This is a genomic window from Microbacterium sp. SLBN-154 (assembly GCF_006715565.1).
Taxonomy (GTDB): domain Bacteria; phylum Actinomycetota; class Actinomycetes; order Actinomycetales; family Microbacteriaceae; genus Microbacterium.
Map to the genome: position 1 here is coordinate 2950257 of NZ_VFNL01000001.1, position 12898 is coordinate 2963154.

12 protein-coding genes are annotated in these 12898 nt (G+C 68.3%); 4 read left to right on the plus strand and 8 right to left on the minus strand.

What is annotated here, in order from left to right; translation table 11 throughout:
• Positions 1-3 precede the first annotated feature (3 nt).
• Positions 4-684, minus strand: a complete 681-nt coding sequence (locus FBY40_RS14285; protein WP_141939447.1) for a phosphatase PAP2 family protein — start codon at positions 682-684, stop codon at positions 4-6.
• 56 nt (positions 685-740) lie between these two features.
• Positions 741-2081 carry a multidrug effflux MFS transporter gene (locus tag FBY40_RS14290; protein ID WP_442922878.1) on the minus strand — a complete coding sequence of 447 codons (1341 nt, stop codon included), beginning with the start codon at positions 2079-2081 and terminating at the stop codon, positions 741-743.
• 237 nt (positions 2082-2318) lie between these two features.
• On the opposite strand from FBY40_RS14290, the gene FBY40_RS14295 reads away from it, so the two are divergent.
• From FBY40_RS14295 to FBY40_RS14305, 3 genes are read left to right on the plus strand one after another with little or no spacing between them, the layout of a single operon-like run.
• Positions 2319-3041, plus strand: coding sequence for a DUF3105 domain-containing protein (locus FBY40_RS14295; protein ID WP_141939448.1), 723 nt, complete (start codon positions 2319-2321; stop codon positions 3039-3041).
• A 10-nt stretch (positions 3042-3051) separates the two neighbouring features.
• Positions 3052-3732, plus strand: coding sequence for a DUF305 domain-containing protein (locus tag FBY40_RS14300; RefSeq protein ID WP_141939449.1), 681 nt, complete (start codon positions 3052-3054; stop codon positions 3730-3732).
• A 35-nt stretch (positions 3733-3767) separates the two neighbouring features.
• Positions 3768-4238 (plus strand): hypothetical protein, encoded by a 471-nt coding sequence (locus FBY40_RS14305; protein WP_141939450.1) that lies wholly within the window; start codon positions 3768-3770, stop codon positions 4236-4238.
• Here FBY40_RS14305 and FBY40_RS14310 read toward each other — a convergent pair.
• The 4 genes from FBY40_RS14310 to FBY40_RS14325 all read right to left on the minus strand — a co-directional run bounded on the left by FBY40_RS14310 (position 4187) and on the right by FBY40_RS14325 (position 10233).
• The gene (locus FBY40_RS14310) at positions 4187-6700 is read right to left on the minus strand and encodes an HAD-IC family P-type ATPase (protein WP_141940213.1); all 2514 of its coding nucleotides are present in this window, start codon (positions 6698-6700) and stop codon (positions 4187-4189) included. The two genes, FBY40_RS14305 and FBY40_RS14310, sit on opposite strands and share 52 nt — an antisense overlap.
• Before the next feature lie 114 nt (positions 6701-6814).
• Positions 6815-7801, minus strand: a complete 987-nt coding sequence (locus FBY40_RS14315) for a carbohydrate ABC transporter permease (protein ID WP_141939451.1) — start codon at positions 7799-7801, stop codon at positions 6815-6817.
• Positions 7798-8766 (minus strand): carbohydrate ABC transporter permease, encoded by a 969-nt coding sequence (locus FBY40_RS14320; protein ID WP_141939452.1) that lies wholly within the window; start codon positions 8764-8766, stop codon positions 7798-7800. Before FBY40_RS14320 ends, FBY40_RS14315 begins: the two co-directional genes overlap by 4 nt.
• Positions 8767-8883: 117 nt before the next feature.
• The gene (locus FBY40_RS14325) at positions 8884-10233 is read right to left on the minus strand and encodes an ABC transporter substrate-binding protein (protein ID WP_141939453.1); all 1350 of its coding nucleotides are present in this window, start codon (positions 10231-10233) and stop codon (positions 8884-8886) included.
• Positions 10234-10474: 241 nt separating this feature from the next.
• Between FBY40_RS14325 and FBY40_RS14330 the strand changes: the two genes are divergently transcribed.
• Positions 10475-11530, plus strand: coding sequence for a LacI family DNA-binding transcriptional regulator (locus tag FBY40_RS14330; RefSeq protein WP_141939454.1), 1056 nt, complete (start codon positions 10475-10477; stop codon positions 11528-11530).
• Positions 11531-11764: 234 nt separating this feature from the next.
• On the opposite strand, the gene rplL is transcribed toward FBY40_RS14330, so the two are convergent.
• On the minus strand, positions 11765-12154 hold the full coding sequence (rplL, locus tag FBY40_RS14335) for a 50S ribosomal protein L7/L12 (protein ID WP_124293939.1): 390 nt from the start codon (positions 12152-12154) through the stop codon (positions 11765-11767).
• Positions 12155-12196: 42 nt separating this feature from the next.
• The gene (gene rplJ / locus FBY40_RS14340) at positions 12197-12712 is read right to left on the minus strand and encodes a 50S ribosomal protein L10 (protein ID WP_124293940.1); all 516 of its coding nucleotides are present in this window, start codon (positions 12710-12712) and stop codon (positions 12197-12199) included.
• Positions 12713-12898 lie beyond the last annotated feature (186 nt).

Consider the following 12898-nt stretch of genomic DNA (forward strand, 5'->3'; position numbering starts at 1 on the left):
GGTTCACAGTAGCGAGATGGGCTCCACCGCGGCATCCGCCCGCCGTCGTCTCTCTCTCGCCAGCGGCACGGCGAAGGCTGCCGCGAGCAGCAGCGTCACGCCTGCCCCGATGAGCGCGCCGCCCAGGGTGTCGCTGAGCCAATGCGCGTGGAGGTAGGTGCGGCTGAAAGCCATGAGGAGCGTCCACACCGCACCGACGACCCCCACCCACACGCGCGGGAAGAGAACGAGCGCGATCGCGGCGACGGTCGCGGCGTTCCCGGCATGACCGGACGGGAAGGAGCCGTAGTCGCTGACCACGACGATGTCTTCCGGCCGCGCTCGCCCGAACGTCTGCTTGAGCACCTGCACGCTCGCGGCCGAGGCTGCGAGGGCGACGACGAGGAACAGCGCCCCCCAGGGGCGGCGGAGGAGGATCAGCAGGAGCGCACCGACGAGGGGGACGACGGCGATCGAGAACCACCCCGCGCCGACGACGTTCATGAATTGCGAGAACGCGGTCACCACCGGCGACGACCATCCCGCCAGGAGGATGTTCCACTCGGCGTCGAGGTCGAACGGCTCGTTGCCCCGCACGAAGATCCAGGCGCCGAGACCGACGGCGAGGGCGACGAGGATCAGTCCGGCGACCAGCGGCACGGTCCACGCCCGTCGATCCAGCGTCGGCGGCGTGGCGGTGTCCATCGGCTCATTCTGCCCCTCGGATCTCGCACGGGGTGGAGGGCCGAGGGGGCTTGCGCTCAGGGCGTCAGCTGTGCAACCGACCGCGGGCGGACGATCAGCCAGAGAGCGAGCACGGCGATCACGCCGCATCCGACCATCACGACGGCCATCGAGGTGCCGGTGATTCCTGTGTCCTGCGAGATCCACCCCACCACCGGAGAGATGAGGCCGGCGACGCCGAAGTTGACCGCGCCGAGGATGGATGCCGCCGTACCGGCGGCCTTGCCGTGCCGATCCAGCGCCAGCACCTGGATGCAGGGGAAGGTGAACCCGCAGGCCGTCATGAAGACGAACAGCGGCACGACGGTGCCCCACAGGCCCAGGCCGAGCTGATCGAGGACGATGATCATGCTGGAAGCGAGCACCAGCGTCGCCGTGGATCCGGCCAGGACCCACTGCGGGCCGAACCGCGCCGCAAGCCGGGACGCGGTCTGCACTCCGACCACGAGACCGAGGGAGTTCACGGCGAACAGCAGGCCGTACTGCTGCGCGTCGAAGCCGTAGCCCTCCTGGAACAGGAACGAGGAGGCGGAGAGGTACGAGAACAGCCCGCTGAAGGTCATGCCGCCGATGACGAGGACGCCCAGGAACACCCGGTCGCTGAGGACGCTCCGGTACCGCTGCAGAACCGTCGTGCCGCCCCTGCCGCCTCGGCGGGCCGGGGGAAGCGTCTCGGGTACGAGAAACACGGCGCACACCAGCAGGAGAGCCCCGTAGACGGCGAGCACGATGAACAGTCCCCGCCACGGCATCACGGCGAGCAGCCCCGCGCCCACGAGCGGCGCGACGACCGGCGCGACACCGGTGACGAGGGCGAGTCGGCTGAGCATGACCACGAGTCGCTTGCCGCCGAAGAGGTCGCGGACGATCGCCATCGCGACCACGCCACCGGCTGCGGCGCCGATCCCCATGAACACGCGAGAGACGCTCAGGAGCATCAGCGTCGGCGCGAGAGCGGCGGCGATGCTCGCGATGACGTGGAGGGCTGTGACGGAGATGAGCGGCACGCGGCGCCCGACCTTGTCGCTGAGCGGTCCCACGATCAGCTGCCCCACGCCGAACCCGATCATCGTGCCGGTCAGGGTCAGCTGGATCGCCGCAGCAGTGGTCTGGAAGTCGTCCTCCAGGACCGGGAAGGCCGGCAGGTAGAGGTCGATCGTGAACGGACCGAGAGCGGTGAGCGCCCCGAGCAGGATGATGTAGAGCAGGCGCTTTCGAGCGGGGATGGCGTCGCCCGGGTGCAGCATGACAGGCGCCGTCGCGGGATTGGATCCGAGGGTGCGGATGGCTCCGGTGGACGCGCGAGCCGGGGCGGCAGCGGCGGGCGGGACGGTCGGCTGGGAGGCGGTATCGAGCACAGTCACTCTCGGTTTCGTGGCAGGGTGTCGCGCGGCCGGAGGAGGAGGCAGCCGACGGGGGTCGTCGCTGCGTCGAAGAGAGACGCGCGTCGAATCGATTCGAAGACCACCCGAGTCTAGCGGATGCGGGGCCGTTTACGAGCCCGTTCCCAGGGCTCGCCCCCATGCGCCCGCATAAGATGGGCACGTCCCTCCTGCCTCGACGCGCTCGACGCGCCAGACCCGAGAGCCCATGCCATGACCCCGCCTTCGTCCTCCCGTCCGTCCGGAAAGCGCACCAGCGGCAATCCGGCCACCCAGGCCGAGATCAATCAGACCGTCAAGCAGCAGCGCGAGCAGAAGAAGCAGGAGAAGCTCGCGGAGTATCAGCGCCAGCTCGCCAAGCGCCGTCGCAGCAAGGTGGTCTGGTGGGCCGTGGGCTCGACGGCGGCGGTCGCGGTGATCGCCGCCATCGTGGCATCCATCGTCTTCGCCCCCGCCCCTCCCCCCACCTACGGAGCCCTCGACAGCACGGGCGCCGAGATCGAGGGCGTCGAGACGTTCGAGCTGGCCACCGACCACGTCGACGGTGCCGTCGATTACGAGCAGACGCCCCCGGCCGGCGGCCCGCACAACGCCGTCTGGCTGAACTGCGGCGTCTACACCGAGCCGCAGGCGAACGAGAACGCCGTGCACTCGATGGAGCACGGCGCGGTCTGGGTCACCTACGACCCCGCGCAGGTCAGCGCCGAGGACATCGACACCCTTGAGAGCTACCTGCCCTCCAGCTACGCGATCCTCTCCCCCTACGAGGGCATGGACACCCCGATCGCCGTCAGCGCGTGGAACGCACAGCTGAAGGTCGACTCGGCCTCCGACGAGCGCATCACCGAGTTCTTCGAGGAGTACTGGCGCAGCCAGAACGTCCCCGAGCCCAACGCCACCTGCAGCGGCGCCATCGACGGCCCCGGGCGTCAGTGATCGGGAGCCGATGACCGACGCCACCGCCTCGCGCCGCGGCTTCCCGCGGTGGGCGCTAATCGCGCTGATCGCGCTCGGCATCGCGACCCTCGCCTTCGCCATCGGCCGGTTCTCGATGTTCGGTGCGGCCAGCGCGGTCGCCGCACCCGGCACGACATCGGCCGAGGCGGGCTTCGCCCGCGACATGCAGGTGCATCACGCCCAGGCCATCGAGATGGCCATGGAGATCTACCGCAAGACCGAGGACGACGAGGTGCGTGCGCTCTCCTACGACATCGCCACCGGCCAGTCGGGCCAACGCGGTGAGATGTACGGGTGGCTCGTCAGCTGGGGCCTGCCGCAGTCGGGGGGTCCGCTGATGGGCTGGATGGCGGGGACCGACCACGCCCACGGCGGGCACGGCGGTGGAGACGGTGAGACCCTGACGACGGCCGAGCTGGAAGCCGAGATGGGCATGGCCACCCCGGCCGAGCTCGACGCCCTCCGCACGGCGACGGGCACCCCGGCCGACTGCGACTTCCTCGCCCTCATGATCCGCCATCATCAGGGCGCCATCCCGATGTCGGAGGCGGTGATCGATCTCGGTTCCGAACCCCGGGTGCTCGCCGTCGCGCAGTCGATCATCGAGACTCAGGAGGCCGAGATCGACCGGATGACGAGCATGCAGCAGCGCCTCGGCTGCACGGGCTGATGCCGCGCCGGAGGGTGCACCACTAGGGTGAACCCGTGAGCGCGCCCGGGAGTGACAGCGTCCGCCGTGGTGCTGCGACCGGCGAAGCGCGGCCTCGACGAGGTGTCGTCCTGACTGTCGTAGTGGTGCTCGTCTATGCCATCGCCTTCGCCAATGTCGCCCTCGGCATCCTCGTCCTCCTCAGCCGATACGACGTCGCCGACGACGAGGTGCTCCCGGTGTCGCTGCTCGGCGCGGGCATCATCCTCTTCGGTCTGCTGGTGGTCGCCCTCGCCTCCGCACTCGCCCGGGGCAGTCGGCTGGCACGCCTGTTCCTGACCGGGTATGTGGCCCTCCTGGTCGTGCTGCAGGTGGTCACCATCGTCTCCAGCGACAGCTGGGACATCCCCGCGACCGTTCAGCTGCTGCTCCAGGTGATCGCCGTCGTCTTCGTGTGGGTACCGCCCGCGTCGCGCTATTTCGCCGCACCCGCCGGGCGGTCGGACGCCACCGAACCCGTCGGCTGACCGGTCGGCCGCGCGCGATCGCGTGCGAGGTCGCGCGCGACGACGCGCCGGTGGAAGAACCGCACGATCTCGATCGCTCCGATCGTGACGATGATCACGCCGGTGATGAGCCAGGCGGCGTCTCGTCCGGGATCGACCAGCTGGAAGAAGGCGGTCGCCGCCGGCAGCGTGAAGATGGCCAGGAGCGCGATGAACATGGCCCCGATCACAAGCACCTTGACCCGTGTGACGGGCCGCGACAGGACGGTCAGCACCCAGATCCCCACGACGGCGAGGATGATCGTCGACCCCGTTCGAAGCTCGGGCTCGCCGACACCGAGTGACGAGGCGGCGAGGGTGTAGAGCGTCAACGAGATCGCGATGATCAGACCCGCCGGGATCGCGAAGCTCAGAGAGCGCCGGAGGAATCCGGGGATGTAGCGCTGGGTGTTCGGCAGCAGCGCGAGGAAGAACGCCGGGATGCCGATGGTGAGACCGTCGGTGATGGAGAGCTGTCGCGGCAGGAACGGGAACTCCAGCACGAGCAGACCGAACAGCAGTGCGAGCCCGGTCGCGTAGGCGGTCTTGGTGAGGAAGAGCATCGAGACCCGCTCGATGTTCGCGATGACCTGCCGACCCTCCGCGACGACGTCGGGGAGGTGCGAGAACTTGCCGTCCAGGAGCACCAGACGCGCGACCGCCTTCGTCGCCGCCGACCCCGAGTTCATCGCGATGCCGATGTCGGCGGTCTTGATCGCGAGGGCGTCGTTCACGCCGTCGCCGGTCATCGCCACGGTGTGTCCCCGGCTCTGCAACGCGACGACCATCCGCTTCTTCTGCTCGGGCGTGACACGCCCGAAGACGGTGTGCTCCTCCAGCACCCCCGCCAGCGCCTCGTCGTCCTCGGGGAGGCGCCGGGCATCGTATCCCTCGGGGGCTTCCACCCCGAGGTCGCGGGCGATCGCCGCGACCGTGCGCGGATTGTCGCCGGAGATGATGCGCACGCCCACGCCCTGACGCGCGAAGTAGGCCAGCGTCTGCGCCGCATCGGGACGCACCGTCTCACGGAACGTCAGGACCGCGGCGGGGTGCAGCTGCGCGGGGAGACGCTCCGCAGCGACATCCTCCTCGGTCAGCGACAGAGCGGTGTGAGCCAGGACGAGGGTCCGACGGCCGGTGGCGGCGAGGGTGACGACACGCTCGCCCAGCGGCGTGGCGGTGTCGGTGGCGACATCGCCGAAGATCATCTCGGGTGCCCCCAGGATCCAGGTCCCCGCGGGGCCGTGGGCGAACGACACGGCGCTCCACTTCCGCGCCGAGGAGAACGGAATGGCGTGCGCGGGCACGCTCGGGTCCGCGACCGGGAAGGGTTCCCGCAGACAGCGCGCCGTCGCGTTGGCATCCGGCGCGGCACCGTACCAGGCGAGCACGGTCGCGGCCTCGGCCGGCTTCGTCGCCGTGCCGTCGAGCGGGTGCAGGGCATCGAACGCGATATCGCCGACGGTCAGAGTGCCGGTCTTGTCCAGGCAGATGACATCGACACGCGCGAGACCCTCCACGGCGGGGAGCTCGTTGACGAGCACCTGCCGACTCGCGAGGCGTGCTGCGCCCACCGCGAACGCGATGGAAGTCATCAACACCAGCCCGAGCGGGATCATGGCGGTGAGCGCGGCGATCGTGTTGACGATCGCCTGCACCCACCCGCCCGACTCCCAGGCAGCGGCCCACCCGCCGGCGACCATCATCTGGGCGTTCAGCACCAGCAGCCCCAGCGGTCCGATCAGCCAGCTCATCCACCGCAGCACGCGGTTGATCGAGGTGCGCAGCTCCGAGGCGACGAGCGAGAACCGCTTGGCCTCGCCGGCGAATCTGTTCGCGTAAGAGTCGGCCCCCACTCGGGTGACTTGCGCCTCGCCCTCACCGGCGACCACCACGGACCCGGAGAGCACCTCCGCACCGTCGCGCTTGTCCACGGGGTCGGCCTCGCCGGTGAGCATCGATTCGTCCAGCTGCAGCCCCCGAGCGCGGCGGACGACACCGTCGGCGGGCACCTGATCGCCGGCGCGGAGGACGAGGATGTCGTCGATGACGACCTCGCCCGGTGCGATCTCCCCCTCCTCGCCATCGCGGCGGATGCGTGCCCGGGGGGCGTTCAGCAGCGCGAGCTTGTCCAATGCCGCCTTGGCGCGGAACTCCTGCACGCATCCGATGATCGAGTTCGCGAACGCGGCGAAGCCGAAGAGCGCGTCCTGCCATCTGCCCAGGACGAACAGCACGAAGAAGCATCCGAAGACGATGCCGTTGAACAGGGTGAAGACGTTCGCCCGGACGATGTTCCACACGCTGCGACTGGTGTCGGCGGTGAACGCGTTGGTACGGCCGGCGGCCGCACGCTCGGCGACATCGGCCGCGCGCAGCCCCGTGTCCGGATCGATCTCGATCAGCGTCGCCGTGATGACGCCGTCATCGGCGTGGGCGTCCATCTCAGGCGTGGCCATGCTCAGACAGTAGCGGTCGCACCGCCGCGGTGAAGCCCGGATCGGTTGACGCGACGCACATCGTCGGACGCCGCGCCAACACCATCCGGAACCCGGGTCCTACCCCTTCGTCGATCCCGCCAAGAGTCCCCTGACGAAGAATCTCTGGAGCGAGAAGAACACGATCAGTGGTACCACCAGCGAGACGAAGGCACCCGCCGTCAGACGCTGCCAGTCCTGTCCGCGCGACCCGACCAGTTCGGCGAGGCGCTGCGTCAGCGGCGCCACGTCCTGCGTTCCGCCCGAGAAGATGAGGGCGACCAACAGGTCGTTCCACACCCACAGGAACTGGAAGATCGCGAAGGATGCGATGGCCGGGATGGCCAGCGGCAGCACGATCCGGAAGAAGATCTGGCTGTGCGAGGCGCCGTCCACGCGCGCCGCCTCGATGACGTCGCCGGGGATCTCGTGGATGAAGTTGTGCAGCAGGAAGATCGCGAGCGGAAGGGCGAAGATCGTGTGTGCGATCCAGACCGGCAGGTAGTTCTGCTCCGGGATGATCGGTATCAGATTGTGCAACCCGGCCTGCAGCGGCCGGAGCCACGAGGAGAAGAACTGCAGCAGCGGCACGAGGGCCATCTGCAGCGGCACGATCTGGAGTGCGAACACCAGGATGAACAGCACGTTCGCGCCGCGGAACTTGATCCACGCGAACGCGTAGGCCGCCATGCACGCGAACACCAGCGGGAAGATCGTCGCCGGGATGGCGATCGCCAGCGAGTTGACGAAGTACGCGCCCAGCTGCGGCGCCGACTGCGACGGCGAGAACAGGACGTCGCGGTAGTTGTCCAGCGTGAAGCCGGGGTTCTGGAAGATCGTCCACCAGCCGGTGGTCTGGATCAGCTCCGCGGGGCGGAACGAGGAGATGAACAGACCGAAGGTCGGGATGGTCCAGACGACCGCGATCGCGATCGCCGCGGCGGTGGCCCACGGCGAGGTCAGCCGCCGCTTGATCCGACCCGACTTGGTGTCGCGGGCTGCCTCTTCGAAACTTGAGTCGTCTCTTCCCTCACCGGTGGGAAGATCGACGGGGGCGACGCTGCTCATCGGATCTCCCTCTGCTTGCGAAGCACGTTGACGTTGTAGATGACGATGGGCAGGACGAGCAGGAAGAGGATGACGGCGAGCGCCGACCCTCGTCCGACCTCGCTCGCGCGGAACGCCTGGGTGTACATCTCGTTGGCGACGACCGAGGTGTTGAAGTTACCGGCGGTCATCGTCCGCACGATGTCGAACACCTTCAGCGTCGCGATGGAGATCGTCGTCAGCACGACCACCAGTGAGCCGCGGATGCCGGGGATGGTGACGTTGGTGAACCGCTGCCACGGGTTGGTCCCGTCGAGCTGCGCGGCTTCGATCTGCTCGGCGGGGATGCCTTTGATCGCGGCGCTCAGGACGACCATCGCGAAACCGGTCTGGATCCAGATCATCACGACGATGAGGAGGAACGTGTTGAGCGGATCGGTCTGGAGCCACTGCACGGGCTCGCCGCCGAGACCGGTCACGATCGCGTTGAGCAGACCGATCTGCTCGCGCTCGCCGGCGCGGTACTCGTAGACGAAGCGCCAGATGATGCCCGCACCGACGAACGAGATCGCCATCGGCATGAACACCAGAGCCTTGTAGTAGCGCTCACCGCGCGACTTGTCGATGAAGACCGCGTACGCCAGCCCCAGGGCGGTGGCGAGGGTGGGGACAAGCAGCACCCAGACGACGGTGTTGATGAGAGTCCGGATGGCGGCGGGCTGGGTGAACATCCAGATGAAGTTGTCCCAGCTGAAGTTGCCGCTGTTGTCGAGGAAGGCCAGTCCCGTGGTGCGGATCGCCGGCCAGATCAGGCCGATGGCCAGAAGGATGATGGCGGGGGCGAGGAAGCCGACGAGCTGCCAGTAGTCTCGGCCCTTCTTCGGAGCCCGGTCGATGAAGAAGACCAACAGGCCCACGATGGCGGCGAACACGGCAAGCCCCATCACGACCTGGAGGATCTTCCCCAGAAGATCGGCGGTGGTCATCGATCACGATCCCTTCTTCGTCGTTGAAGTGCGGAGGACGCGGTGCCGCGTCATCCTTCGTTCGGAGTGGTCGGGGGCGGGGCGAACCGTGCCCCACCCCCGACCTGGATCAGCCGATCAGCTGGCGGGCCAGCTGGACTCGATCGCGTCGACCGTCTCCTGGGTGCTCTGCCCGGTGACCCACGCCACCACGCCGCGCCAGAACGAGTCGGCGCCGACCGCGCCGGGCATGAGGTCCGACCCGTCGAAGCGGAAGGTGGTCTCGGGATCCTGCAGGATCTCGATCGACTGCACCAGCAGCTCGCTCGACGCGTTCTCGGGGTCCACACCCGTGTTGGCGCTGATCACGCCGCCGAGGCTGACGCGGTTGTTCGCCCAGGTGTCGCTGGAGAGGAACGCGCGCACCGTCTCGACCTCTTCGGCGTCGCGGAAGGCGACGGGGAACTCGCCACCACCGGTCACCGACAGCGGGTCACCGGCCGTGGCCGGCGGGGTGAGGAAGCCGAACACATCGCCGTCCGAGGCCACGACGACCTCGTCGCCGCCCTCTGCGTTCCAGAAGGTCTCGTAGAACGAGGCCTGGTGGTGCAGCGAGCACTCGCCGTCGAGGATGGGCAGACCGGCGGTCTGGAAGGCCTCGGTCACGAGGGTCGACACGTCGCCGATGCCGCCGTTGACGTAGTCCTCGTTCTTGAGGTAGGCGCCCACGGCGTCGAAGGCCTCGACGATGCGGGGGTCGTTGAACGGGATCTCGTGGGTCACCCACTGGTCGTAGACCTCGGGGCCGTGCAGGCGCAGCACCCAGTCCTCGATCCAGTCGGTGGCCGGCCAACCGGTGGCGTCACCGGACTCGAGGCCGACGCACCAGGGCTTCTCGCCCGTGGCCGCGATCTCCTCGGTCAGCGCCGTCAGCTCGTCGAGGGTCTGGGGGATCTCCCACCCGTTCTCCTCGAACTGCGTCGGCGAGTACCAGACGTAGCCCTTGATGCTGGCCATCAGCGGTGCGGCGTAGAACGTGCCGTCGTAGGTGCCGTACTGCTTCCAGTCCTCGGACCACCACTCGTCGACGTTGGCCTCGACCTCGGCCGATGCCGGGATCAGCCAGCCGCCCTCGGCCAGACGCGCGAGCAGACCCGGCTGCGGCACGATGCCGATGTCGGGGGCGTTGCCACCCTCGGCGAGAACGGCGATCTGCGCCTCGAACTCGCTCGAGCCCTGGTATTCGATGTTGATACCCGTGCACTGGGCGAAGTCGCTCCAGGACTCCACCAGGCGATCGGCCTCGAGGTCGAGGATGGTGCCGCCGATGGTGACCTCGGCACCATCGAACGTGCCGTACTCCTCGTACTCCGTGCAGTCGACGTCTTCGTTCGCCGCGATGTCGCCGGTACATGCCGACAGCGCGAGGGCGGAAACACCGAGGGCCGCGACGGCTGTGACGACGCGACCCGCTTTTCCGAATCTCATTTTGCCTCCTCATCGAGCAGTTCCCACCGTCCTGCGACCCGCAGGCGTCGGGTAGGGAACCGATTCCAGGATCACCGTACGGGATACCGCCTTGGCTTCACAACGCGAATTGATCACGACTCGATAACCGATGCGCACACTGGTGGCGCGCCGACGGTCGACGTTGCATGATGACGTGGAAACGGTTCCAGATTCCGGTGGCACCGCACCGGCCCCGAGAGCCCGAAGGAGGGTTCGCACGATGATGGGGATCGCCGACGTCGCACGCCTCGCGGGGGTGTCGAAGTCCACGGCGAGCCGTGCTCTGACGGGCGCAGGGTATGTGTCGACCGAGACGCGCGAGCGCGTGCAGCGGGCGGCCGCCGAGCTCGGCTACGTCGCCTCGACGAGCGCAGTCAGTCTGGTCACCGGTCGTACCCGCAATGTCGGGGTCGTGATGCCGTGCGTGAACCGCTGGTTCTTCGCCGAGGTGCTCGAAGGCATCCAGGACAGCCTCCTGGATGAGGGCCTGAATCTCACCCTCTACGACGCCCAGCCAGGCACCCCGGGGCGTCAGAAGATCTTCGAGGACTTCCTCTCTCGCAAGCAGTTCGACGGGCTGATCGCCGTCGGACTCGAACCCGAGGACGCTGAGCTCGCCCGGCTGCGGCGGATCGGCAAGCCCGTCGTCAGCATCGTCGGCGGAGCGGACGGACTCAGCGTCATCGCCCTCGACGACGATTACGCCGCTCGACGGGCCACCGACCACCTCATCGCCCTCGGTCACCGGCGCATCCTGTTCCTCGGCGGGGGCGCCCCCGACGGACCGAAGGTGGCCGGGTCCGACGTGGAACGGGCACGCCGCGAGGGCTATCGAGGAGCGATGGAGGATGCCGGCATGGGCGACCTCGCGCAGCACGTCGTGTCGCGCCTGAGCCTCCCCTCCGGCTACGCCGCCGCCGTCGACGTGCTGGGTTCGCGGGATCGACCGACCGCCATCGTCGGAGTCTGCGACGAGGTCGCCATCGGTGCCATCATCGCGGCGCGCAGGCTGGGCATCCAGGTGCCGAACGACCTCAGCGTGATCGGCATCGACGACCACGAGTACGCCGAGATGTTCGCGCTCACCACCCTGCGGCAGACACCGCGCGAGCAGGGCGCCGCGGCGGTGCGCACCCTGCTCGAGCACCTCGCCGATCCTGAGCGGCCGCCCTCGGTCATCCGCACGCAGGCACGACTGGTCGTTCGCAACTCGACGGGACCGGTCAATCCCCGCCAGTCGGCAGCGGTGGCGGACGCGTCGCTGGGGCGACGGTAGGACTCCCCTCCTCGCGACCCGTCAAGAACCGCGGTGCGCACGCACGTTCAGCCGCTTTTTTCGACGGGTCGAGGTCAGTGGGAACGACGAAAGACCCGGGACACGATGGGGTGTCCCGGGTCTTTCGATGTGGCGCTGTGAGCGCCGAGAGGTTGATACGCCGCCTCGGGCGGCATGTCGACCTGAGTCGACGCCGGGTCGACGCGCGCTCTGCGCGCATCGACCCGGCACGGCTCACTTGAGGGTGACGGTGGCGCCGGCCTCTTCCAGAGCGGCCTTGGCCTTGTCCGCGGTCTCCTTGTTGGCGCCCTCGAGGACGGGCTTGGGGGCACCGTCGACGACGGCCTTCGCCTCACCGAGGCCGAGCGAGGTGAGCTCGCGGACGACCTTGATGACCTGGATCTTCTTGTCGCCGACCGACTCGAGGATGACGTCGAAGGAGTCCTTGACCTCTTCCTCTTCGGCGGGCGCACCACCGGCGGGGGCGCCGGAAGCGGCGACCGCGACGGGGGCGGCGGCGGTGACGTCGAAGGTCTCCTCGAAGGCCTTGACGAACTCGGACAGCTCGATGAGCGTGAGCTCCTTGAACGCGTCGAGCAGCTCCTCAGTGCTGAGCTTTGCCATGATGTATCTCCTTGTTGGGTGGTTTTATCTGCCGGGCCCGTGTCAGGCCGCGGACTCCTGCTTCTCACGCAGCGCGTCGACCGTGCGAACGGCCTTCGACGGCAGTGCGTTGAAGACGTAGGCCGCCTTGGTCAGCGAGGCCTTCATCGCACCGGCGAGCTTCGCCAGCAGGACTTCACGGCTCTCGAGATCGGCGAGCTTGTTGACCTCCTCCGCGGTGAGGGGGTTTCCGTCGAAGAATCCGCCCTTGACCACCAGGAGGGGGTGTGCCTTGGCAAAGGCACGCAGACCCTTCGCGACGGCGACCGGGTCGCCGTGCACGAACGCGATGGCCGACGGACCCTTCAGTCCCTCGTCCAGCCCCGTGACCCCCGCGTTGCCCGCGGCGATCTTGGTCAGCGTGTTCTTCACCACGGCGTATTCCGCATCCTGACGGATGGTGTTGCGAAGCTCCTTGAGCTCGGCAACCGTCAGGCCGCGGTACTCGGTGAGCAAGACGGCGGTCGAGTCCTCGAATTGCTTCGTGAGCTCGGCGACCGATGCTTCCTTCTGCGCCATGGCCACTCCTTGTATCTGTGAGACGCACCACGGTGGCGGTGCGTCGGCCTGCGACATCCGGTCGTCACGGCAAAACAAAACGCTCCGGCGCAAGCGCACGGAGCGTCATCCTGGAAAGGGTTTCGATCGTGTCACCTGCGCGGGCCCCTGCGATGCAGTGCTTCGGTCTCGGTGCTCGCGCACCTC